Source organism: Nereida sp. NH-UV-3, from assembly GCF_042939535.1.
In the GTDB taxonomy this organism is placed as follows: domain Bacteria; phylum Pseudomonadota; class Alphaproteobacteria; order Rhodobacterales; family Rhodobacteraceae; genus Nereida; species Nereida ignava.
The window spans coordinates 1,917,731-1,939,714 of the sequence record NZ_CP132157.1 but is presented as its reverse complement, the minus strand read 5'-3'; the positions used below and the strand labels follow the sequence as shown (position 1 = coordinate 1,939,714).

Below are 21,984 nucleotides of genomic sequence, written 5' to 3'. Positions count from 1 at the left end.
TATTGATTTTGTTAAAGTTTTTGTAACGGTTTGATAAAGTCCGCTGTGACCGGTGCACAACTTAAAAGAGAACTTGATCACTCGATCCCTTGGACATCCGGTGTTTGCCACCCCAAGTGCTGTGCACCGTCCACGCAAATAAGCTGTCCCGAGACAGCTGGCGCATCCAAAAAGTAACCCAGTGCGGCAGTTATATCAGACGTGTTAGCGCCGCGCCCAAGGACCGTATTTTTACGCTGACCGGCAAAATGCGCATCAGACTGCCTCGCTCCCTGAAGGGTAGGACCTGGCCCAATTGCGTTTACGCGCACATCTGGCGCAAGGCCCTGCGCAGCGGTCTGGGTGAGCGCCCAAAGTCCCATCTTCGCAATCGTGTAGCTTGAGAATTCTGGTGTCAGTTTACGAACACGCTGATCAATCATGTTCACAATCAAACTTTGAGCGATTGGCTCACCGTTGCTGTCCAACTGGCCTTTGGGCGCATGAGCCGCAACGGCTTGGCTTAGAACATATGGCGCGCGCAAATTACTCTCGATATGGCGATCCCAACTACTACGCGTCGCGGTTTGCAATGTATCGTATTCAAAAATAGACGCGTTGTTAACTAGGCACGTAATTGGCCCGCCCAGTGCAGACATCGCATTTGGAATAAGCGCTTGGGTATCGTTCTCGCTCAACAAATCAGCCTGCAGAGCAACCGCCTTACCCCCCATGCCTTCGATGATTCCAACGACGTCGCGTGCGTCTTGTGCAGACGAGGCGTAGTGCACAGCAACGCTGTATCCACGCTCTGCAAGATAGATTGCCATTGCGCGGCCCAGCCGTTTACCCGCGCCCGTGACCAATGCGTTCTTCATAAAATTCGTCCTTCCAGTGGGCGGTTAAACCAGCAACATCACCAGATAAGATACATAAAGCGCCGTCAGGATCGCGCCAGTGCCACGCATCATATTCCATTTGAAAAATACAAATGGGACCAAGACCAGCGACGCCGCCGCCATCACCCACAGATCAAACTTCAACACACCTTGATCGACCTCGATGGGACCGATGAAACTTGCGATGCCGATGATCGCCAACAAGTTAAACATGTTAGAGCCGATGACATTGCCAATCGCCACATCCGCTTGTTTGCGATACGCCGCAGCAACTGTGGTAGCCAGCTCAGGCAATGAGGTTCCTATGGCGATCAAGGTCAGGCCAATCACCGTTTCTGACACGCCAAAGCTGCGTGCGATGATAACCGAATTCTCAACCAAAAGGCTCGCGCCTAGAGGAAGCCCTATCAAACCGAAAAGCAAAAATGCGCTAATCTTCCACCATGCCATGTCGGGGTCTGCGCCCTCAGGCTCGTCCTCATCGACAATCTGCCCTGCAGCACGCGCACGTTTTGCATCAAAAAATTGATCCGCCAATATGGCAAAAAGAGCTGCCAGAAAGACCAAACCGTGCACCCATGTGATGGGACCAAAGAAGGCGCCAGCTATGAAAAGCGCGGTCGCCAAGATCATATAGACAAAGCTTTTGCGCGTGTCACAGCCCGCCGTATGCAGCCCCGCCAACAACGCAGGCACGCCCAAGACAAGCAACACATTGGCGGTGTTTGAGCCAACCACATTACCCATCGCGATACCGGGTGCTCCATCGATAATTGCCTCAACCGCAATCAACAATTCAGGAGCGGACGTACCAAAAGCAACAATCGTCAAGCTTACGATCAATGCAGGAATCCCAAGACGCAGCGCAAAGTTAACCGCGCCTTTCACCAGCGCATCACCCGCGATCAGCAGTAAGACCAAACCAGCAGCCGTGAGTAAAAGTGCCGTGGTCATTTACGTTTCGCTCCGCATGCACATGGGCCTTTGCCAATTCTGAATCGGCCGCAACTTTGGCACTTGGCGTTCGCTAGCGCTTGCTGACCGGGGTAACGCAGTTTGCCGAACATCGCCAAAACCACCATCGCGATCAGAAAGAGAGAGACGATTTTCATCAGCATGGCGCGCGCACTATAGGCCAAAGCGCGCAAATTGTGCCCGCTCTTCAATCTGATGCGCTAAACCGCCAACTGCAGACGCGCCAATCCGTGACAAAAGTGATTTACGCTGGCCATAAACGCGGAACTTCACTTTTTTGCCAAAGCGATCTTTCAGGGTCGGCACCAGATGCCCGACACCGTCCGCGAGACCGACGTCAACTGCACCTTGGCCAACCCAAATCTCACCAGTGAACAAATCACGCTCAACCAATTTATTGGCACGGCGGCTTCTAATTTGCTGTTTGAACGTCTCATGAAGCTGCTCAAGAATAACGTTAAGGCGGGCTACGTCTCCGGGGTTTTCAGGCTTGAACGGATCGTTCATCGATTTTGAGGTGCCAGCAGTGTAGACACGGCGCTCAATGCCGTAGCGCGCGATCAACTCACTCATACCAAAGCCCGCACTAATCACTCCGATTGAGCCTACCACCGATGTGGCATCAACAAAAATCTCGTCCGCAGCGGAGGCCAGCCAATAGCCACCGGACGCTGCAACATCTTCAACAAACGCAAAAACAGGGATCTCTTTTTCATCCGCAAGTCGACGAATGCGCGCCGCAATCAATGATGATTGCGCAGGGCTACCACCGGGTGAGTTAATCACAAGCGCAACCGCTTTTGGCTTCCCCTTGGCGAATGCTTTTTCAATCATGGCTGCCGCGCCTGCATCATTCAGGCCGCGACCACCACTTGCAATCATGCCGTTCAACCGAACAACAGAGACAACAGGTGCGGATTTTCTGAATGGGATAAAGCGCTTCATGAGCGTGATGTAGAGTGCGCGAGCACCTGCTACAAGTGCCCGCCCCCAAATCAAACTGTTCGGTTTAGGAGCGCAAACGATACCCCGTTTTGAAAATCCACCACACAATGCCAAGGCAAATCGCCGTAAACGCGCAAATCGCAAAAAGACTAACACCGATACTAACGTCAGAGGTCCCAAAGAAAGACCAGCGAAAGCCCGAGACCAGATACACAACAGGGTTGAACAGCGTGATCGTCTGCCAGACAGGAGGAAGCATTGTGATCGAGTAAAAGGTTCCCCCAAGAAAGCCCAGAGGCGTCAAAACCAAAAGTGGGATCAGTTGTAGTTGCTCAAAATTGCTAGCCCAAATCCCAATAATAAAGCCCAGCAGACTAAACGAAAGACAGGTTAAAATCAGAAATGCAAACATCGCCAGCGGATGCGCAATTTGCAGGTCAACAAACAGGTATGACGTCGCCAGAATGATCACGCCGATAATGAGTGACTTCACCGTGGCTGCGCCAACGTAGCCGATAACGATCTCAAAGAAATTGATTGGCGCAGAAAGAAGCTCATAAATCGTACCGACAAATTTTGGCAAATATATACCAAAGCTGGCGTTGCTGGCGGATTGGGTCATCACCGTTAGCATGATCAAGCCCGGCACGATGAACGCGCCGTAACTAACACCGTCAACATCTGTAATGCGGCTTCCAATTGCTGTGCCGAACACCACAAAGTACAGGGCCGTAGAAATGACAGGGGCCAGCAAAGACTGTGCAGCCGTGCGAAAAAAGCGCGCCATCTCAAAAAAGAAAATCGCTTTGATGCCATAAATGTTCATGCCGCGTCTCCTGCGTTTGCCGTGCGTGCGTCTTGGTCTGCGACAAGCCCAACAAAGATTTCCTCAAGGCTGGATTGTTTGGTCTGGATATCGCGAAGCACAAACCCTGCCGCCTGCAAATCACCAAGCAGCGTTGTAATGCCTGTACGCTCTGCGTTGATGTCATAAGTGTAGATCAGTGCGGCAAGATCATCCGTCACACTAAGATTATAATGACCAAGCGCCTCCGGCAGCTTGTCTGATGCCAAAGGTTCAGCCAGATCAATCTGCATCTGCTTTTGACCCAATTGCTGCATCAACTCAGCCTTGTCTTGCACCAACAAGATTTGCCCACCGTTGATAACACCGATGCGGTCAGCAACCTCCTCGGCTTCTTCAATGTAATGGGTGGTCAAAATAATCGTCACACCGCTTGCCTTCAGGTCCTGCACCACCGCCCACATATCTTTGCGCAGCTCCACATCGACACCGGCGGTCGGCTCATCAAGAAACAAAACACGCGGCTCATGAGCGAGTGCTTTTGCAATCAACACACGGCGCTTCATGCCACCTGACAGTTCACCAATTTTGGCGTTTCGTTTGTCCCACAAGCTCAGCTGACAAAGGATTTTTTCGATGTGCGCCTCGTCCGCGGGCTTACCAAAAAGACCACGGGAGAACCGCACAGTCGCGATCACTTTTTCAAAATGCTCAAGATTAAGCTCTTGCGGCACAAGCCCGATCATCGCCCGCGTTTTGCGGTATTCCGCGTTGATATCAAAGCCACCAACAGAAACGGTCCCAGAGGTGGGGTTTGTAATCCCGCAAATAGAGGAAATAAGCGTCGTCTTCCCCGCGCCGTTTGGGCCCAAAAGCGCAATAATCTCGCCTTCGTTAATCGTAAGGTTCACGCCCTTAAGCGCCTCAAAGCCGCTTTTATATCTTTTTACCAGTCCGCTTACTTCAATAATCGCGCCCATTTTGGCCCCCATACATTTGCGCGCACCTTACCCGAACCACGGTTGGGTGTAAGTCGCATATTTGCACATAGCCGTTGCACCCGAATTGCCCTTGCCTACGCGTGACACAGCACTCACATTTAGCGCGATATGATAAATCCTTCTTCCAACCACGCTCCAGACGACGTGCTTGCTGCTTTGGCGCGCAAGCCGCACAACGCGGTTCTTGCCGTCATCAGCGAAACAACCGGCCCGTCTTATCGCAACGCTGGCGCAATGATGGCGTTTTGGGCAGATGGGGCTCGCATTGGTGCGCTAAGTTCAGGCTGCATCGAAGATGATCTCGCCTTGCATGCGGCAGAGGTTTTGGCGACGGGCACACCTAAGGCGGTACGGTATGGCATTGGCTCACCGTTTATGGACATGGCGTTGCCCTGCGGGGGCGGGGTGGAAATTATGCTGTTTCCGCAGCCCTCAACCAAGGCGATTGAACGCGCCATGGCCTTGCGCAATGCTAGGAAGGGCGTTCACCTAACTTTTGATCGTGTTTCTGGCGAAATTAGCGCTTTGACTGAAAAGCCAGAGCGATCGACAGAGATGTTGCTGGTGCACATTGCACCTGACGTTATGTTCCACATCATTGGTACGGGCCCCGAAACCATTGCCCTAGCGAACCTGTGTCATGCCCTGCATTACCCTGTCGCGGTAGCCTCACCAGAACTCGAACGTATCAAACCACACCTAAGCCCGCCCATCGACGCCACACACATGAAGCACGCGGAGCTGCCCCACCATTGGAAAGTGGATGCGCGCACGGCAGTTGTGCTCTTGTTTCATGAACACAGTTGGGAGCCCCCGATCCTTGCGCATGCACTGGATAGTGACGCGTTCTACATCGGTGCGCTTGGCAGCTTGCAGACGCACCAAAACCGGCTGAAGCACCTATCTGAACTTGGTGTCAGCGGTCAAGCTGCCGCGCGGCTACGCTCTCCCATCGGGCTTATTCCTTCTGTCCGCGACCCGCGCAGCTTGGCGATCTCTGTGCTGTCCGACATTATCTCCATTGCCTAAAGCGGCCAAATTCGCTCAACTCTTGTAAAGACCAGCAACAGCTGAGGTGTAATGAGATGAGCGTACGGCCCCTTGATATTGATCCACGTCATTGTCTGATTGATGGCAGATGGCAGGCCTGCGAAAGCGGCCGAACGCTTGAGTTGAAGAACCCTTCCGATGGCACCATACTGTATGAGATTGCCAGAGGCAGCGCTCAGGACATCGACGCGGCGGTAGATGCAGCAAACCGTGCGCTTGATGGGCCGTGGAGCACTCTCACCGCTTTTGAGCGCGGGCGCATACTCGCAAAAATCGGACAGCTTGTTCTTGAGAATGCGGATGAGTTGGCACGCCTTGAGGCCCTTGATGTGGGCAAACCTCTCACACAGGCCAAGGCAGACGTAACAGCACTCGCACGCTATATGGAGTTCTACGGCGGTGCCGCGGATAAGGTGCATGGCACGACAATCCCGTATCTTGACGGATACACGGTTTACACATTGCGCGAGCCACACGGGGTGACAGGGCACATCATTCCATGGAACTACCCGATGCAAATCATTGGCCGGTCCGTTGGGGCCGCGCTGGCCATGGGAAATGCGGCCGTTTTGAAACCCGCAGAGGAAGCATGCCTGACAGCGCTTGCCTTTGGCGAATTGGCCCGACGTGCAGGCCTACCGGACGGCGTGCTGAACGTCGTGCCCGGCTTGGGTGCAGAGGCAGGCGCCGCGCTGAGCGCGCACAAATCCGTCAACCACATAAGCTTCACCGGTTCAGTTAACGTCGGCAAATTGATCCAACACTCCGCCGCAGAAAACGTGGTGCCCGTAACGCTCGAGTTGGGCGGAAAATCACCGCAGTTGGTTTTTGAAGATGCAAATATCAAGGCGGCCCTGCCATTCTTGGTTAACGCAGGAATCCAAAACGCAGGCCAAACATGCTCTGCATCATCGCGCATATTGGTACAGCGCAGCCGCTATGACGAAGTGCTGGACGCAATGGCTAAGCGTTATGCCGCATTGAAAGCAGGTCCCGCACTTGAGGATCACGATGTCGGGCCGCTGGTGTCATCACGACAAAAAGAGATCGTCGAAAGCTTTATTGCCAAAGGTCATGATCTGGAATGTGCCGCGCGTGGCAAGATCATCGACAGCGCGCCAGAAGGTGGGGCCTATGTAGCACCTGCTTTATTCGCCAAGGTCCCGTCAGATCACAGCTTGGCCCAAGACGAAATCTTTGGACCCGTCCAAGTTGTCATCCCATTTGATGATGAAGACGAAGCCATCGCAATTGCCAACGGGACAGATTTCGGGCTGGTCGCATCCGTTTGGTCTGAGAACGGCGCCCGCCAAATGCGCTTGGCAAAAAGGCTCAGAGCAGGACAAGTGTTTTTGAATAATTACGGCGCAGGCGGAGGCGTTGAATTGCCTTTCGGCGGCACGGGCCTTTCGGGGCACGGGCGCGAAAAGGGCTTTGAGGCGCTTTATGGTTTTTCAACGTTGAAAACAGTCGCGGCCCGCCACGGCTAAACCTTCGCACGAACAGGATTTACTCTCATGAGACTTGCAGGAAAAACGGCCATAGTAACCGGCGGCGCATCAGGTTTTGGCGCAGGGATCGTGCGCAAATTTGTAGCAGAGGGCGCGCGCGTCATGATCGCCGATTTAAACACAGACTTGGCGCAGGAAACCGCAAAACAAGTAGGTGGTAACGTGGAGGTCATCCACTGCAACGTGGCCGATGACGCGAGCGTTCGGGCAATGGTCGAGGCGGCTCAAACAGCCTTTGGTCAGATCGATATTTTGATCAACAACGCGGGCACCACACACCTGCCCGCCCCGATGGAAGATGTCACCGAGGAAGACTTCGACAAAGTCTTTGCCGTGAATTGTAAGTCCGTTTACCTGACTGCGAAATACGTCGTCCCCTTGATGAAGGCCCAAGGATCGGGCGCGATCCTAAACGTGGCTTCAACCGCAGGCGTCTCACCCCGCCCCCGCCTGAATTGGTACAACGCCTCGAAGGGGTGGATGAACAACGCCACAAAAGGAATGGCCGTCGAACTGGCCCCAAGCGGCGTGCGGGTAAATGCAATCAACCCTGTGGCAGGCGAAACGCCACTGCTGAAAACTTTCATGGGCGAAGACACCCCCGAGGTCCGCGCCAAGTTTCTGTCCACCATTCCATTGGGACGCTTTTCAAGCCCCGAAGATATGGGAAACGCGGCGTGCTACTTATGCTCGGACGAGGCGAGTATGGTAACAGGCGTATGCATGGAGGTAGACGGCGGGCGGTGCATTTAGGCATACGTGTCGCCGTGGGGATTGTGCCAAAGGCTTGCACTAAGCCCACAGAATCGTCACGCGATTGTGCTCTCTCAAATGTTCATTTCAGTTATCTTTAGTCTGAAGAAGCCCAAGTTTGTCCATTCAAATACTGAATGATAGCATCATAGTGCCTAGAATATTGAGTTTCCAAGGGTCAGATAACCGAAAATATATCAAAAATCGGTCCTACCTGTGTAGCCCAGCCAAACGCATAAGATCTTCCCACCCAATTCATTACCAATGGGTGGGTATTGATTATGATCTCATCCCTCGAGGAAAAGCCAGCTTCGAGATAAACCCACACCCTTTCACTGACATCTGATTGCCAGCTGCCAGTAAATTTAAACTTAGATCTGCCTACAGATACGGGAGCTCCGGTTTATTCCCTACATCAAATTCTTTAGTAATAACTATAATTGATGAGTTGACTGTGTATCGCTATGTCTACCGCAATAGTGGTAAATATTGGTAACATAATGAACCGCGAAAAAAAATTAATGAAACTCCGACGGGCTCTGGAAGTTGCGGAACAAGAGTTTGGACTAGATCGACTAAATGAGATTGAAAAAAGATTGTATTATGCTGCAGTAGAGTGCTGCAATACAGATGGTCTCTTTTCGTCAGACCAAATTCGGAAATCCGAGTGGTGCAAAGATATCCCACACGCAAGCTACCACCGGCTATTAGTACGCTTGACTGACGCCGGAGTGTTCGGAAAACAAAGTGGTAGGCAGCGCAACCGCTACGCTCTCAATAAGTTAGACCCATCGCTTAGGTAGCACATTTGCCCCCAAAAGCACAACTGCAGCGCCCAAAACATCACCCAAAATGAACCGTAAGCTAAGGTAAATATCCATAACAGTTAGATCGCTTGCATGAACCATTGTCTTGGCCCCCTAAAACTGTGCCACTATTTGTTGACTAAGGGAGTGACAGAGAATGGCACGGAAACGGTATTCACATGAGGATGCACTGAAGTTATTGCGCGAGATTGATGTTCATTTGCATGATGGGTTGGATGTTGTGGGCGCGTGTCGCAAGGCGGGTATTTCGGACAAGACCTATTACTATTGGCGCAAGAAGTTCGGTGGTCTAGGGCGACCGCAGCTCTCAGAAATGAAAGCACTGAAGAAGAAAATCGTTGCGGACCTCCAACTGGACAAGCTGATCTTGAAAGAGAGCCTCGATTATTTAAAGCCGAAGGCCTGACGGTTGATGGGTTGCGTCAGGCCGTAATCCATACCCGCCAAAGACTTGATACGTCAGAACGGCGCACATGTGCGGTTCTCGGCGTCTCGCGTTCTAGCTTGCATTACAAAACGAAGGTTCAAGGTGATGACGCATTGCGCTTGGCCATGATCCGCCTTGCCAAGCAGTATGGTCGGTACGGATATCGAAAGATCGCTGAGTTGCTGCGGATCGAAGGTTGGCACGTCAATCACAAGAAAGTTGAGCGTTTATGGCGCGAAGAAGGGCTGAAGCTGCCAGAGCGGCATAAGAAACGAAGGCGGCTGTATCACAAAGACAGTTCGGTCATCCGTTTGCGCCCAATGCATCCCAATCATGTTTGGGCAATTGATTTTGTTCACGACAAGCTGAGTAACGGGCGCAGCTACAAGATGCTGACCGTCTTAGATGAGTTTACCCGCCAAGCTCTTTGCGTTGAGGTGCAAGACAAGATGAACTCAGATGATGTTTTGCGTGTCATACATCGTTTGCTGATGAAATACGGAAAGCCTGAATGCATTCGATCTGACAATGGCGGGGAGTTCGTAGCTGAACACCTTCAAAAATGGCTCAGAAAGGTTGGCGTCAAACCAATCCAAATCTACCCAGGCAGTCCTTGGGAAAACGGTTACAATGAACGGTTCAACGGTATTCTTCGCCAAGAAGTCCTAAACGCTGAATGGTTCCACAGCATCAAACAGGCTCAGGTCGCAATCAATATTTGGCTCAAAGAATACAATCACATCAGGCCCCATCATGCACTCGGAATGCGACCTCCCATGCCAGAAACCTTATTAGAGAAATCCAAAATTAGTGGCACTGAAATTGGGGGCTAGACACACTTCATCCATGTATAGCAAAATGTGTAGCAGTGTTACGCCGTATAAATGAATAGACACTGAGACATTCATCAGAGAGCCAAAGTTTTATCTGCGAACGTCAATATTACCCATAAGCCCAATACTTTTTGCACTGGGGCTAATAGGGTGAGTACTTGACCTGTCCTTACCTACGTTAATGATTTCAATGGAAATCGCGCGACTTTGGGATGATACGCGCGTTACGCGGATGACCCCTGATCCCAACCTGTCCGGGAATGGGATGGGTCGGATGGTCGCCGCGCGTTTTGGTTTCGGGCAGTTGTGCGTCCGATAAGCCCAACAGACGATCACTGCGATCTTGCAGATCATCGGCAACCACATGGATGACGCGCCCATCGGTTTGTACATGACCTTTGACGACCAATAGGCGTGCGGACATGATTGTTGGCCGGTACGTCTTGAACAGCTTGGGCCAGATCACGAGGTTTGCGACACCTGTTTCATCCTCAAGCGTGATAAAACAAACTCCCTTTGCACTACCTGGTTTTTGGCGCACCAATACCAATCCCGCCAGCGACACCTTTTGCCCATGATACATACGGCCCAAGTCAGCAGAGGACACGAACCCTTGTTTGCGTAGGCTGGCCCGGTAAAATGCTATCGGATGAGCCTTGAGCGACAGGCGCAGGGTTTGATAATCAGCGACAACATGCTCGGCCTTGGCCATTGCGGGCAACGCGACTTCTGGATCAGGTCCACGTGCGCTGATATCTGCGTGTTCAAAAATCGGCAACGCGGGTGCATCTTTAAGTGCTTGTGCCTGCCATAGCGCATTACGGCGATCGCTACCTGTGGAACGGAATGTATCTGCGGCGGCCAAAGATTTAATAGCCTTTGTGTCAATACGCGCACGTTCTTTGATATCTGCAAGACTATCAAAGGGCCGATCCCGCGCCGCCATAATGCGTAAGGCGGCATCTTCGCCCAAGCCATTCACCAGCCGCATCCCCAGTCGCAGAGCAAAGCCGCCGTCCGATGGTTCCAATGTGCAGTTCCAATCGGAATAGTTCACATCGACCTCGCGCACTTCGACTCCGTGATCACGGGCGTCGCGCACGATCTGGGCAGGCGCGTAAAACCCCATGGGCTGGGAATTCAGTAAGGCGCAGGCAAAAGCCGCCGGATAATGGCATTTCATCCAGCTTGAGACATAGACCAGTTTAGCAAAACTTGCCGCGTGGCTTTCTGGAAAGCCGTATTCGCCAAAGCCCTTAATCTGGTCAAAACAGCGTTGCGCGAACACAGGATCATAGCCGCGTTTCACCATGTTCCCGACCATCTGGGATTGCAGTGCTTCAATGGTCCCGCGTGACCGGAATGTCGCCATTGCCTTGCGTAGGACGTTGGATTGGGCGGGCGTGAATTTGGCCGCGTCCATTGCGATTTGCATGGCTTGTTCTTGGAAAATCGGCACGCCAAGAGTGCGGCTTAGGATTTTGAACAGCTCATCTTGCGGGTGTTGTGGACCTGGTGCTGGATAAACTACGCTTTCTATACCCTGCCGCCGCCTCAAATAAGGGTGCACCATGTCGCCTTGAATTGGGCCAGGACGCACGATGGCAACCTCAATCACGAGATCATAGAATCTACGAGGGCGCAGTTTTGGCAGCATCGCCATTTGTGCACGGCTTTCGACCTGAAACACACCAAGGCTGTCACCCTTGCACAGCATATCATAGGTGGCGGTATCATCCTGCGGCACAGTGGCTAATTCAAACTGCTGATCGTAATGCGCATCAATCAGATCAAAGCATTTGGCGATGCATGTCAGCATCCCAAGCGCCAGAATATCCACCTTAAATATACCAAGTGCCTCGATGTCATCCTTGTCCCATTCGATAAAGCTCCGTTCTGGCATAGCCCCGTTACCTATGGGGACAATTTCAGTCAGGGGCCGTTCTGTCAGGATGAAACCACCCACGTGCTGGGACAGGTGGCGCGGCATACCGATCATTTGTTGGGCCAACTTCAACACGATCCGAAGGTAAGGGGCAGACAGATCAAGTCCCGCCTCTTTGGCGCGATCATCATCTAATTGCCCCTCAAAACTGCCCCAAACAGTACCTGCAAGTTTTGATGTAACATCTTCTGACAACCCCATCGCTTTACCGACCTCACGAATGGCAGACCGGGGGCGATAATGGATAACCGTTGCACAAAGCCCCGCGCGATGGCGACCATATTTGCCATACATGTATTGGATAATCTCTTCACGGCGCTCGTGTTCAAAGTCTACGTCGATATCGGGAGGCTCATCACGTTCTTCGCTCAGAAAGCGTTCGAACAGCACGCTGGTTTCATTCGGATCAACAGACGTAACCCCAAGGCAAAAGCACACCGCAGAATTGGCCGCCGACCCGCGTCCTTGGCACAGAATGGGGGGCGTTGCTTCTTCTCGAGCAAAGCGAACAATATCATGGATCGTCAGAAAATAACGCGCGAGTTCCTTACTCTTGATCAGCGCAAATTCTTTATGGATCAGGGCGATAACATGTTCCGGTGTGCCATCTGGATAGCGGGTTTTCGCCCCCTCCCATGTAAGCTTTTCTAACTGATCTTGGGCTGTCTTTCCCGCCGGCACAATTTCATGCGGGTACTCATATCTGAGATCTTTCAGCTGAAACCTGATCTTATCTGCAAGTGCGCGCGTTGCAGAAATTGCGTGTGGCCAGTCAGCAAACAAGCGGCACATCTCGGTGGGTGATTTCAGGTAGCGTTCTGCGTTTGCCCCCAACAGAAAACCGGCATTAGGCACAGTCACACCTTCACGGATAGCGACCATCACATCTTGTAAAGGGCGGCGATCCGGCGCGTGGTATAGCACATCGTTCGTAGCCAGAATTGAAAGGTTATGCGCACGCGCCAAGCGATCAAGCCGATTGATCCGCGCCCGGTCATCCCCGCGATATAGAAACGACGCACCGATGTAGTTCATATCAGGCAAGGCTTTGGTCAGACGGGGTAATCCGGCTGCAAACACATCGAGATTTTCGGGTGGCATGACGATAAGATGCAGCCCTTGCGCATGATCGCGCAGCATTTCCAGCGTCAGATGCGTTTCACCTTTATCCTGCCACGCACCGTCAGCGGTTTGCATTTTTCCCTTGGATAACAGCGTAGACAATCGCGCATAGGCATCACGATCTTGCGGGTAGGCCAGCAATTCTGTGCCACATAACAATACCAACCGCGCCCCTATCAAAGGCGTGACGCAGGCTTTGGCGGCCTCTGTATGGATGCGGACTACACCTGCCAGAGTGTTGTGATCTGCAATGCCGATACGATCGTAACCCAGCAAATTGGCTGTTGCCGTCAAATCGCAAGCATCAGACGCGGCGCGCAGAAACGAAAAACAACTGGCCAGTCCGAATTCTACATAGGGGCTGGGGGGATGCCATGTGAACTGGTTATCTTCGCCTAAGGTGCGGCGTGGGTGCCCTTCTTGCAGAGGCATTACGCGAAAAACCCGTGCATAAACCAACGTGGCTCCGCCCCGCGCCCGTCATTAATCACCCCTTCGCGGTACAGCCAAAAGCGGCGACCATCCTGCACTTCAACTTTATAATAATCGCGCAACCGCGTACCCGGTTTGTCGCGCCACCATTCGGGTGCGATGCGTTCAGGACCCGTGTGACGAGTTGATTTATACAGCATTCCGCGCCAGCGAAATTGCGAAGGCGGGCCTTCGGGAACGGCATAAATCACGCGGACCTCTTCGGGAGGATCAAGGACACGGATGGGCCTATCGCGCAACAGTTCTGGCGCAGCACTGGGGGCACCTTGCAAGGCGGGGACGCGGCCCTCAACACGTTCGGGCACATGACTTTCGCACCACGTCGACCAAGTGACTTTGTCTCGCCCCAACCGGGCGGTTAGGCGATCCACCAGCCCCGCAATATCTTTTTGTGGGTCGCGTTTCCCATCCAGATTTTCCTGAATTCGTAACACAGGTTCAACGCGCAGTGCCTCAAGCGTCAGCAGATCAAAACCGAAACCGGGATCAATATCGTCTAATTTTCCGTCCAATAGACGCAGAAGATGGGCGGGATCTCGGCTGGCATTGGCGGTGGCCAGCTGCACCGTGCGACACTCGCTATCAATGCGGTAGATGGTCAGAAGTAACTGACGCACCCCTTTTTCGACGTCCGCTAAACTTCGGCACAGATCGTCAACGAGCGCTTTAAGATGCGGCATAGGGTCAATCACGGGTTCAGCCAATCGGGCGCGGGCCATAAACCGCGCGTTATCTGGCGGGGCATTCAACGGATCAGGGCTGTGGCCCATGGCGCGGTCTAGCAAAATTAACGGATTGCGATCCGCTGCAACATTTGCAAACCGCTGCATCATGGCAGCCCGCGGAATAGCGGCAAGCGCACCGATGGTTTTAATACCCAAGCGATGCAGCAATCTGTCCATATCTGACGTGATACGCAGCGCGGTCACAGGTAGCGGGGCCAAAGCGGTGATGATATTTTGCTGCGTGCTGATTTGATATGGCGCGCCAAACCGTGCCAACATATTTGCCGCAAGTGGCGTTGGGGCCATTGCGACCCGCGCAGCCAGCCCCTGCATTGCAAAACGTTGCACCATATCGCGCAACATTCGCGCTTCGCCCCCAAACAGATGTGAGGCACCCGTCACGTCAAGATAAAGCCCGTCTGTCCCATCCTGTGCCGTCCAAGGACACCAGCGACGCGCCCAATGCACAAGGTGCTGCATGAGGGCCTGATCACCGTCTAAATCCGCACTTTCCACATGCAGATCAGAATGGATTGCCTGAACGTCCACTACGCGGTCCCCACGATTGATCCCCCGATCCTTGGCCGCAGTGCTTAGACTGTAGACAACAGGACCATGCGTACCATTGCGGGACAGGACCACAGGCACATCATGACTCGGTACCGATCTGTACTGACTGGCCACACGCCTCCAACGATCCAGCGTCAGATCGGGGAACCAGACTGAAACGATTTGTTGTGTGGGCTGCTGTTGGGTCATATTGCGCCACCCAACGCCCTTGCGCGCGGCCCCTTGCACGAAACAAATCTAAATCCCATTGCGCTACACCCGGCGCCTGCGGGTCGTTCGGATTGAGCCGCGAGGGGAGCGACCCTACCCGCCAACGTGCCCGCGCCGCACTCAACACGCCAGGATCGCCACTGCGGATCAGATATAGGGGTACGCCAGACGCCTCCGCCCGCATCACAAGCCGTTTGGTGGCAGTGAAATCTAGCACGGCTGGCGCGCCATGCACCTCGCCAATTACAGCGCTTAAACCGGCACACGTCGCAGCCTCCTCCATAGTCCAAAGCACATCGCGTGGATGGCTGACAGTGACGCGCAAAATGGGCTGGGTGCTGCGTAACGCGCGTAGCCCCGGAGCATAAAGTTGCCCAGCCTCGCGCCGCGCCGCGTAATCCTGCACCCAAACAATCGGCTGATCGGATTGGCCAAGTTCGGCCAACACTACGCCAATTGCCCCCCCATCCGCCGCCGCGTTGCACAGCACGTCTGTCAGAGCGGGCCGCCCAAAGGTGACCTGCTGCGGAAATTGCAAAACCTGCCCATATGACGAATCGCTGACCATACACCAACTATAATGTTCACGTTATGTTCCTGCTAGCAAACTAGATGAGATAATTTGAGTGCCAATTGAAATAGGAATGGATTGCTGGACCAAACCTGCGCGGCAATTGGCGACGTTGTGAAGTTGGGGCCAGAAAACGTCAAAAGCGGATAGGTTCGATAAGCACACCAAAACCGGCACATACGCAGTTTCACACTTATCAAACGTACCCGCATGGCTTGAGGCATCCGATGCCGTGTAAGCCGCGATAGATGCGGCGCGCGCCATATGACCTACCTGGCCGCACGCGGCGCTGCCAGCCGACCGGAAAAGAGCGCAGCATCTTGTTTTTCATGCGCCTGCAATAGCGCCGGACTGAAACAATTGAACGCCCAAGGCATCCATAAAGGCCGTGTGCCTATTTTCAAAGAAAACGGGGCCGATCCAGAAAAACGCATGGCGATTTTAAGCTGCGAAACGCACAGCGAAGCCGCGCACTACAGCCAATCTGCCGACCTGATAAAAACCGTAACGGGAGTACAAAGGTCCAACTCACTTTATCGAGTTGGAACAAACGCCGAATAATCTAATAAAATCAATGGGGTTTCTACATTTGGCGGACCGAGGAGGATTCGAACCCCCGACCCCTTGATTCGTAGTCAAGTACTCTATCCAGCTGAGCTATCGGTCCACTGGCGCCGAACTACCGTTGCTCAGCGCGCGTTGCAAGCCCTAAAAATGAGGTTTTCCAAATTACTCTGCTGCCGCTGCCAAAGTGAGATCAGATTTTGGCAATTGGATCAGAAAACATGTGCCTTCTGGTCCAGAAGCCTCAAGCGACAGATCCCCTCCGTGCCCCCGAATAAGTTCAAGACTTATGATTAAGCCCAATCCAGTACCGCCTTTGCGCGCGTTCCCCTCAAACGCCTTAAAGAGATTCTCTTGCGCTTTAAGCGGCAGGCCTGGTCCCGTATCTTTAACGCGGATTGTCCATTCGTTGGGGGTTTCATCGGCACAGATCATAATCTGAGCGGGTTTGCCCGTTGCGACAATCGCCTGCCGCGCATTGCGCACCAAGTTTCCAACGACGCGGTAAAGCTGTTCTGCATCCGCACGGATCATCATGCCAGCGGGCGTATCATCAACCAAATCAAGGGCAAAATCTCCCACAGCAAGTTGCTCGCTGGCGATGACGTCTCCCACAACATCGGCCAATGCAAAGCGATTCAGGCTGGGGGCGGCTTCCTCTGCCCGTCCAAACGCAAGGGTCGCTTCGCATAAATTAACCGCGCGCGTGATTGAGTTGACCAGCTTCGGGGCAAGACGCGCAACAGTGGGGTCCTCTGACATTTCAATGCGGTCCGTAAACAGCTGCGCCGAAGTCAAAATGTTACGTAGGTCATGGCTGATTTTACTCACTGCGCCACCAAGTTGAGCAAGACGATCTTTTTGCTTCAAAAGATGCGTTAGCTGTTCTTCAAGGGTAGCCAAAGCCTCTTCAGCTTCGCGAAGCTCAGTTATTGAGGCCGTCGGCTTGATCACTTTGCGCGCATCCTCTGGCGCACTTTGATAGTCTTTCATTGCGGAGACGAAGTTATTGATTGGGCGAACAAGCCCCCACTGAACCGCAACAAACAAAAGCCCCGCAGTGACAACGGAAATAAGCAGCGACAGGCGCAGAATATTCAACCCGTAAGACACCATCGCGTCGCGTAAGCTCGCTGTGCCAAGGGTTACCTCAATCAGCGTGCCTGCATCATTAACTGGATTGCCGATGATCCGGATCACGCGTGGCTCTGGGTCCACAAAACGGTGCAACGCATCACCAATCAACACCCACGCAGACGGGCTACGCAAATCAAACGTCTCATGAATAGGGCTGGGAATGGTTGTCGAAAGCGCAAGACGGCGCACTTGGTCACGGCGCAGAACAACATTATAAATGCCCGCGTTGCGCAGCAACTCTTCTTCGGTTTCAACGCTAATCATATCATTTTCAAGTGTGGCAAGCGACGCAATCTGCGCACGTTCAAGACGCGCCAATAGATAGTCCTCTCTGAACCGCGCAATCGACGGAACAAAGATCAGCACTTCCGCCAACATCACAAAAATTATGGTCAGGAGCAAAAAGCGTCCCGAGAGAGATTTAATCATACATCCTCCGCCCCACGGGCCGATATTGGCCTAGGGTATCACACGCTGCACGAACCGCACCACACGTTTCACCATGGCGCTATCGAACAACTTGGGGCTGAAGTATTGGCCAGCAGCGCGTTTGTTGATTTCGGCAATCGTGGGATAAGGCAAAACCGTGTTGGCAATGGCGGACATCTTGAGACCATTGGCAATTGCCATGGCCCACATGCCAATCAATTCACCCGCATGAGCACCCGCAATAGAGGCACCGACAGGCTTGCCTTTGACTACCATCACTTTGATCAGACCTTTGGTTTTGCCTTCGGCAATGGCGCGGTCATTCTCGTGATACGGAAAGCGCACAACAGTCAGCTTATCGCCGTGTACATCACGGGCCTGCGCCTCGGTTTGGCCAACTTGCGCAAGTTCAGGGTCTGTGTACGTGGCCCACGGAATGTGGTGCGTACTGGCCTTTGCAGGCAAGCCAAGAACCAGACTGCGCACCAAAACGCCTGCGTGGTAGCCAGCCATATGTGTAAACTGCAACCCGCCAGCAACATCACCAGCAGCATAAACGCGGCGATTTGTGCTTTTGAGATTGGCATCCACCTTGATGCCCGTGCGATCATACTCAACACCTGCCGCATCCAGATTAAGTTTGTCGATATTCACTTTGCGACCAACAGCCACAAGAAGATGAGAGCCGGTAAAATCACCCTTAGGCGTGTGTACGGTAATGTTGCCATTTGTGCCGCTAATCTTTTCGGCTTGGGCTTGCTCAATAATCTCCACGTCTTCTGAACGTAAATTATCAAGAACGACGGCAGCCATTTCAGGATCATCTTTTCCCATGGCTTTGGCACCTTCGATAACTGTAACTTTACAGCCTAGTCGGCGGTGCGCCTGCGCCATTTCCATCCCGATCGGCCCGCCACCGATAACAATGAGATGCTCTGGCTGATCTTGCAGATCAAAGATTGTCTCATTGGTAAAATAGGGCACATCATCAATGCCGGGGATTGGTGGCACAAACGGGCCTGATCCTGTTGCAACCACAACACGCCGCGCCGTTATAACCGTATCACCAGCCTGCACTTCGGTGGGCGAAATGAATTTGCCGTACTCACGAATAACGCGCACACCAACACCTTCGAACCGCTCTTGGCTATCAACGGGTGCTATAGTGTCAATTACGCTACGCACATGATGCTTTGCAGCAGCATAGTCCACTTCAGGCACAACAGGTGTCACCCCAAAAACCGCACCTGCCCCCATAGCGTGGGCATGTTTGCCGGCCGCAATCAAAGCCTTGGACGGCACACAGCCAAAGTTTAGGCAATCGCCCCCCATCAGATGGCCCTCAAGCAGCGTAACATCCGCGCCCATTTGACTGGCGCCATAGGCAAGTGAAAGCCCCCCAGAGCCACCGCCAATAATCAAAATATCCGTCTTTAATCGCGTACTCATAGTCACAGTCCTTGCTTGCCGCGAACGGCTTTGATCAGAATTGGCAATGCCGCCAGAACACAAAGGCCAATAATGGGGCCGATGATTTGTGGCTCAAAAATAATGCCAAGATTAGGTGTTTCGCCGCGCTCAAAAACAGCGCCCAAGCCAGCTCCAACAGAGGTATAAACCACAGAGCCTGGAATGATCCCGAAGAATGTAGAAATCATGAAGCGCCGTAGCGGCACTTCCAGAAACGAGGGCACAAGGTTAGCCACGAAAAAAGGTACCGCCGGTACAAGACGTATCAAAAAAAGCATCGACCATTGGTTTTCATCGATGCCATCCTTGATTTTCTTGACTATCCCGTCACTTGCCTCAAGCCTTGCACCCAGCTTTTCCCCGAAGCCCCATCTGGCGGCCATAAAGATTGCCGTGGCACCCAACGTGGCAGCGGTCATGTTGAAAAGCGCGCCAGGGAAAGTCGCAAACAAGAAACCACCAGTCAGGGTGGCGATCGTTGCCCCCGGAAGACTAAACGCGACGATCAACGTGTAGATGACTATGAAGCCAAGCACCGTGCCCACGTAATTGCTATCACGAAATGCCAGCAACGCCTCGCGGTTGTCAGCCAACGCTTGGAACGTCAGGTAATCTTTCAAAGTGAATGCCCCCGCAACGGCAACGGTGCCGATCAGTAGAATAGGAAGCATGCGGCCAATGCCGGTTTTGTCAGTTTCAGTAGCATCAGTCATGTGTCAGGGCTTCTTTGCATAATTTATTGCGTTGGGCCCTGAATGGCGGGTATTGGCCAAATACCCTAGGCGCAAAGCATGATTGTCACGCGCCATTGATGGGAAACGGACAAATGTTACAGTTTTGCGTGATCTTGTGTGAGGTTCCGCGAATAATTGCAACAAAACACGCGTGATCTGAATTGACAGCTCGGCTGACCCGCTCTAGAGACAGGCTTCTAATTCAAACGGCCTTCGAATCTATTCAATAGGTTTGGGCCAGATTCTGAGGACCGCGATATGAAACGCACCTACCAACCATCGAACCTTGTTCGCAAACGCCGCCACGGCTTCCGTTCGCGCATGGCCACCAAAGCTGGCCGTAAGATCCTGAACGCACGTCGTGCGCGCGGCCGCAAGTCGCTGAGCGCGTAAAGTACGCGCGGCGCCAAATGGCATCGCATACCACATTTGACAAAGTCGCCTCGGACATTCCGCAGGCGACTTTTTCTCGTTCAGGCAAACCGTTAGAGGTTCTGCGCAAACGGGCTGATTTTTTAGCAGCAGCACGCGCCAAACGACAAGGCACAACCGGCGTGCACCTACAGGCCCGCCCACGCGGTGACGACGGCCCAGCGCGCGTTGGCTTCACCTGCTCCAAAAAAGTCGGCAATGCCGTGGCCCGCAACCGCGCCAAACGCCGGCTGCGCGAAATTGCGCGACTAATTCTAACTAATGAGGGGCGCGCAGGCTGGGACTATGTGCTGGTTGGGCGCGCCCAGATTACCGCAACCCGCGATTTCAACGACCTAGGCGCTGACCTTCAATACGCGCTAAAGCGGGTTCATGACCAATGAGCCCCCTCGCCTTCGTACTAGCCCTGCCAATTCGTGCATACCGTCTTATTTTCAGCCCTTGGGTCGGGTTCAACTGCCGCTATCAACCCACCTGTAGCGCTTACGCCCTTGAGGCACTGCAAACACACGGCGGATTAAAAGGCGGCTGGCTTACCATTCGCCGGATCGGACGCTGCCACCCGCTTGGACGTGACGGTTACGATCCCGTCCCCAAGCCAGCCAACCAAAAAGATGAAACGGATCAGCAATGACTGACGCTTCGCCAGCCCTCGATGTGCCCAACGACATTCACCCGCTTTTCAACGCCGCCCCCAAAACGACCGAATTCAAAAAGCTTCGCAAGCGGATCATCCGGCAAACCCGCGAGGCAATTGATCAATACGGCATGCTTGATCCGCGTGAACCCAAACAGAAATGGCTGGTATGTTTGTCGGGTGGTAAAGACAGCTACACTCTGCTTGCTGCACTTTATGAGTTGCAATGGCGCGGGTTGCTTCCTGTCGATCTACTCGCGTGCAACCTAGACCAAGGCCAACCCAACTTCCCCGCGACCGTGTTGCCAAAATTTCTGCAGGAAATGCAGGTTCCCCACCGTATCGAGTACAAAGACACCTACTCAATTGTCATGGATAAAATTCCGCAGGGCCGGACGTTTTGCTCGCTCTGTTCACGCCTAAGACGCGGAAATCTTTACCGCATTGCCCGTGAAGAAGGATGCTCAGCCGTCATTTTGGGACACCACCGCGATGACATTCTTGAAACCTTTCTGATGAACCTGTTTCACGGTGGAAGACTTTCAGCGATGCCACCGAAGTTACTCAATGAAGACGGGGGTTTGTTCGTCTACCGTCCTCTTGCTCATGTCGCTGAAGCGGATTGCGAGGCGTTTGCCAAAGCTCTCAACTACCCGATCATTCCGTGTGATTTATGCGGAAGCCAAGACGGCCTTCAACGCCAACAGATCAAACAAATGCTCGACACTTGGGAGGCCAACAGCCCCGGGCGACGCCAAACCATGTTCCGAGCACTAGCCAACATAAATCCTGCTCATATGCTGGACACAAATCTCTTTGATTTCTTGGGGCTCAATAGCAATCAGTCCCAATTTTCATCAAACTCTTTAGATAATTAACTCTCACGTTAAGCAATCACGAAGATTCTGTATCGTATCCAATCACGAAAGTAATGGTGGAGC

At 53.0% G+C, this 21,984-nt stretch carries 22 protein-coding genes and 1 tRNA gene; 10 read left to right on the top strand and 13 right to left on the bottom strand.

Going from position 1 to position 21,984, the window contains the following annotated elements:
• Positions 1-77 precede the first annotated feature (77 nt).
• The 5 genes from NeNHUV3_RS09590 to NeNHUV3_RS09570 all read right to left on the bottom strand — a co-directional run bounded on the left by NeNHUV3_RS09590 (position 78) and on the right by NeNHUV3_RS09570 (position 4,583).
• Positions 78-857, bottom strand: a complete 780-nt coding sequence (locus NeNHUV3_RS09590) for an SDR family oxidoreductase (protein WP_391481094.1) — start codon at positions 855-857, stop codon at positions 78-80.
• Between the two features lie 24 nt (positions 858-881).
• A complete protein-coding gene (locus NeNHUV3_RS09585) occupies positions 882-1,832 on the bottom strand; it encodes a calcium/sodium antiporter (RefSeq protein WP_391481093.1) in 951 nt (316 codons plus the stop codon).
• Positions 1,833-2,006: 174 nt separating this feature from the next.
• Entirely contained in the window at positions 2,007-2,798 is a 792-nt protein-coding gene (locus NeNHUV3_RS09580; RefSeq protein WP_391481092.1) for a S49 family peptidase, read from the bottom strand.
• 64 nt (positions 2,799-2,862) lie between these two features.
• Positions 2,863-3,624 carry an ABC transporter permease gene (locus tag NeNHUV3_RS09575; protein ID WP_048599147.1) on the bottom strand — a complete coding sequence of 254 codons (762 nt, stop codon included), beginning with the start codon at positions 3,622-3,624 and terminating at the stop codon, positions 2,863-2,865.
• Positions 3,621-4,583, bottom strand: coding sequence for an ABC transporter ATP-binding protein (locus tag NeNHUV3_RS09570; protein WP_391481090.1), 963 nt, complete (start codon positions 4,581-4,583; stop codon positions 3,621-3,623). The genes NeNHUV3_RS09575 and NeNHUV3_RS09570 overlap by 4 nt, the downstream gene beginning before the upstream one ends.
• Before the next feature lie 129 nt (positions 4,584-4,712).
• Here NeNHUV3_RS09570 and NeNHUV3_RS09565 point away from each other — a divergent pair, with 129 nt between their 5' ends.
• The 3 genes from NeNHUV3_RS09565 to NeNHUV3_RS09555 are packed head-to-tail and all read left to right on the top strand — an operon-like array spanning position 4,713 to position 7,918.
• Positions 4,713-5,633, top strand: coding sequence for an XdhC family protein (locus tag NeNHUV3_RS09565; RefSeq protein ID WP_391481089.1), 921 nt, complete (start codon positions 4,713-4,715; stop codon positions 5,631-5,633).
• 56 nt (positions 5,634-5,689) lie between these two features.
• Positions 5,690-7,144, top strand: coding sequence for an aldehyde dehydrogenase family protein (locus tag NeNHUV3_RS09560; RefSeq protein WP_391481088.1), 1,455 nt, complete (start codon positions 5,690-5,692; stop codon positions 7,142-7,144).
• Positions 7,145-7,171: 27 nt separating this feature from the next.
• Complete coding sequence (locus NeNHUV3_RS09555; protein WP_391481086.1) at positions 7,172-7,918, top strand: SDR family oxidoreductase; 747 nt, start codon at positions 7,172-7,174, stop codon at positions 7,916-7,918.
• A 782-nt stretch (positions 7,919-8,700) separates the two neighbouring features.
• Here the strand turns inward: NeNHUV3_RS09555 and NeNHUV3_RS09550 are convergent.
• A complete protein-coding gene (locus tag NeNHUV3_RS09550) occupies positions 8,701-8,826 on the bottom strand; it encodes a hypothetical protein (protein ID WP_391481084.1) in 126 nt (41 codons plus the stop codon).
• 55 nt (positions 8,827-8,881) lie between these two features.
• On the opposite strand from NeNHUV3_RS09550, the gene NeNHUV3_RS09545 reads away from it, so the two are divergent.
• Together NeNHUV3_RS09545 and NeNHUV3_RS09540 are read left to right on the top strand one after the other, a co-directional pair.
• Positions 8,882-9,151, top strand: coding sequence for a transposase (locus tag NeNHUV3_RS09545; protein WP_391481083.1), 270 nt, complete (start codon positions 8,882-8,884; stop codon positions 9,149-9,151).
• Positions 9,152-9,162: 11 nt separating this feature from the next.
• Positions 9,163-10,005: an IS3 family transposase gene (locus NeNHUV3_RS09540; protein WP_391481081.1), complete on the top strand. Its 843-nt coding sequence runs from the start codon at positions 9,163-9,165 to the stop codon at positions 10,003-10,005.
• 187 nt (positions 10,006-10,192) lie between these two features.
• Here the strand turns inward: NeNHUV3_RS09540 and NeNHUV3_RS09535 are convergent, their stop codons facing one another.
• From NeNHUV3_RS09535 to NeNHUV3_RS09525, 3 genes are read right to left on the bottom strand one after another with little or no spacing between them, the layout of a single operon-like run.
• Positions 10,193-13,504: an error-prone DNA polymerase gene (locus NeNHUV3_RS09535; RefSeq protein ID WP_391481080.1), complete on the bottom strand. Its 3,312-nt coding sequence runs from the start codon at positions 13,502-13,504 to the stop codon at positions 10,193-10,195.
• Positions 13,504-15,048, bottom strand: coding sequence for a Y-family DNA polymerase (locus NeNHUV3_RS09530; RefSeq protein ID WP_391481079.1), 1,545 nt, complete (start codon positions 15,046-15,048; stop codon positions 13,504-13,506). The genes NeNHUV3_RS09535 and NeNHUV3_RS09530 overlap by 1 nt, the downstream gene beginning before the upstream one ends.
• A complete protein-coding gene (locus NeNHUV3_RS09525; protein WP_391481078.1) occupies positions 14,939-15,637 on the bottom strand; it encodes an ImuA family protein in 699 nt (232 codons plus the stop codon). The genes NeNHUV3_RS09530 and NeNHUV3_RS09525 overlap by 110 nt, the downstream gene beginning before the upstream one ends.
• A gap of 267 nt (positions 15,638-15,904) precedes the next feature.
• Between NeNHUV3_RS09525 and NeNHUV3_RS09520 the strand changes: the two genes are divergently transcribed.
• Positions 15,905-16,201, top strand: coding sequence for a hypothetical protein (locus NeNHUV3_RS09520; RefSeq protein ID WP_391481077.1), 297 nt, complete (start codon positions 15,905-15,907; stop codon positions 16,199-16,201).
• A 29-nt stretch (positions 16,202-16,230) separates the two neighbouring features.
• Here the strand turns inward: NeNHUV3_RS09520 and NeNHUV3_RS09515 are convergent.
• From NeNHUV3_RS09515 to NeNHUV3_RS09500, 4 genes are all read right to left on the bottom strand, one after another.
• Positions 16,231-16,307, bottom strand: a tRNA-Arg gene (locus NeNHUV3_RS09515).
• A gap of 62 nt (positions 16,308-16,369) precedes the next feature.
• Positions 16,370-17,770 (bottom strand): sensor histidine kinase, encoded by a 1,401-nt coding sequence (locus NeNHUV3_RS09510; protein WP_391481076.1) that lies wholly within the window; start codon positions 17,768-17,770, stop codon positions 16,370-16,372.
• 30 nt (positions 17,771-17,800) lie between these two features.
• The gene (locus NeNHUV3_RS09505) at positions 17,801-19,219 is read right to left on the bottom strand and encodes a dihydrolipoyl dehydrogenase family protein (RefSeq protein WP_391481074.1); all 1,419 of its coding nucleotides are present in this window, start codon (positions 19,217-19,219) and stop codon (positions 17,801-17,803) included.
• 2 nt (positions 19,220-19,221) lie between these two features.
• Positions 19,222-19,953: a TVP38/TMEM64 family protein gene (locus NeNHUV3_RS09500; RefSeq protein WP_391481073.1), complete on the bottom strand. Its 732-nt coding sequence runs from the start codon at positions 19,951-19,953 to the stop codon at positions 19,222-19,224.
• 279 nt (positions 19,954-20,232) lie between these two features.
• On the opposite strand from NeNHUV3_RS09500, the gene rpmH reads away from it, so the two are divergent.
• The 4 genes from rpmH to ttcA are packed head-to-tail and all read left to right on the top strand — an operon-like array spanning position 20,233 to position 21,921.
• Positions 20,233-20,367: a 50S ribosomal protein L34 gene (rpmH, locus tag NeNHUV3_RS09495; RefSeq protein ID WP_048599009.1), complete on the top strand. Its 135-nt coding sequence runs from the start codon at positions 20,233-20,235 to the stop codon at positions 20,365-20,367.
• 17 nt (positions 20,368-20,384) lie between these two features.
• Complete coding sequence (gene rnpA, locus NeNHUV3_RS09490) at positions 20,385-20,789, top strand: ribonuclease P protein component (RefSeq protein ID WP_391481072.1); 405 nt, start codon at positions 20,385-20,387, stop codon at positions 20,787-20,789.
• A complete protein-coding gene (gene yidD, locus NeNHUV3_RS09485) occupies positions 20,786-21,040 on the top strand; it encodes a membrane protein insertion efficiency factor YidD (RefSeq protein WP_048599010.1) in 255 nt (84 codons plus the stop codon). The genes rnpA and yidD overlap by 4 nt, the downstream gene beginning before the upstream one ends.
• Positions 21,037-21,921, top strand: a complete 885-nt coding sequence (ttcA, locus tag NeNHUV3_RS09480; protein ID WP_391481070.1) for a tRNA 2-thiocytidine(32) synthetase TtcA — start codon at positions 21,037-21,039, stop codon at positions 21,919-21,921. Before yidD ends, ttcA begins: the two co-directional genes overlap by 4 nt.
• Positions 21,922-21,984: the final 63 nt, after the last annotated feature.

Bases quoted from the DNA above. Each gene is read 5' to 3' on its own strand.
- NeNHUV3_RS09590 (WP_391481094.1), bottom strand. From the start codon at position 857: ATGAAGAACGCATTGGTCACGGGCGCGGGTAAACGGCTGGGCCGCGCA.
- NeNHUV3_RS09525 (WP_391481078.1), bottom strand. From the start codon at position 15,637: ATGGTCAGCGATTCGTCATATGGGCAGGTTTTGCAATTTCCGCAGCAG.
- yidD (WP_048599010.1), top strand. From the start codon at position 20,786: ATGAGCCCCCTCGCCTTCGTACTAGCCCTGCCAATTCGTGCATACCGT.
- NeNHUV3_RS09575 (WP_048599147.1), bottom strand. From the start codon at position 3,624: ATGAACATTTATGGCATCAAAGCGATTTTCTTTTTTGAGATGGCGCGC.
- NeNHUV3_RS09555 (WP_391481086.1), top strand. From the start codon at position 7,172: ATGAGACTTGCAGGAAAAACGGCCATAGTAACCGGCGGCGCATCAGGT.
- NeNHUV3_RS09565 (WP_391481089.1), top strand. From the start codon at position 4,713: ATGATAAATCCTTCTTCCAACCACGCTCCAGACGACGTGCTTGCTGCT.
- NeNHUV3_RS09520 (WP_391481077.1), top strand. From the start codon at position 15,905: ATGACCTACCTGGCCGCACGCGGCGCTGCCAGCCGACCGGAAAAGAGC.
- NeNHUV3_RS09505 (WP_391481074.1), bottom strand. From the start codon at position 19,219: ATGAGTACGCGATTAAAGACGGATATTTTGATTATTGGCGGTGGCTCT.
- ttcA (WP_391481070.1), top strand. From the start codon at position 21,037: ATGACTGACGCTTCGCCAGCCCTCGATGTGCCCAACGACATTCACCCG.
- rnpA (WP_391481072.1), top strand. From the start codon at position 20,385: ATGGCATCGCATACCACATTTGACAAAGTCGCCTCGGACATTCCGCAG.
- NeNHUV3_RS09510 (WP_391481076.1), bottom strand. From the start codon at position 17,770: ATGATTAAATCTCTCTCGGGACGCTTTTTGCTCCTGACCATAATTTTT.
- NeNHUV3_RS09560 (WP_391481088.1), top strand. From the start codon at position 5,690: ATGAGCGTACGGCCCCTTGATATTGATCCACGTCATTGTCTGATTGAT.
- NeNHUV3_RS09580 (WP_391481092.1), bottom strand. From the start codon at position 2,798: ATGAAGCGCTTTATCCCATTCAGAAAATCCGCACCTGTTGTCTCTGTT.
- NeNHUV3_RS09535 (WP_391481080.1), bottom strand. From the start codon at position 13,504: ATGCCTCTGCAAGAAGGGCACCCACGCCGCACCTTAGGCGAAGATAAC.
- NeNHUV3_RS09545 (WP_391481083.1), top strand. From the start codon at position 8,882: ATGGCACGGAAACGGTATTCACATGAGGATGCACTGAAGTTATTGCGC.
- NeNHUV3_RS09570 (WP_391481090.1), bottom strand. From the start codon at position 4,583: ATGGGCGCGATTATTGAAGTAAGCGGACTGGTAAAAAGATATAAAAGC.
- NeNHUV3_RS09550 (WP_391481084.1), bottom strand. From the start codon at position 8,826: ATGGTTCATGCAAGCGATCTAACTGTTATGGATATTTACCTTAGCTTA.
- NeNHUV3_RS09585 (WP_391481093.1), bottom strand. From the start codon at position 1,832: ATGACCACGGCACTTTTACTCACGGCTGCTGGTTTGGTCTTACTGCTG.
- NeNHUV3_RS09500 (WP_391481073.1), bottom strand. From the start codon at position 19,953: ATGACTGATGCTACTGAAACTGACAAAACCGGCATTGGCCGCATGCTT.
- NeNHUV3_RS09530 (WP_391481079.1), bottom strand. From the start codon at position 15,048: ATGACCCAACAGCAGCCCACACAACAAATCGTTTCAGTCTGGTTCCCC.
- rpmH (WP_048599009.1), top strand. From the start codon at position 20,233: ATGAAACGCACCTACCAACCATCGAACCTTGTTCGCAAACGCCGCCAC.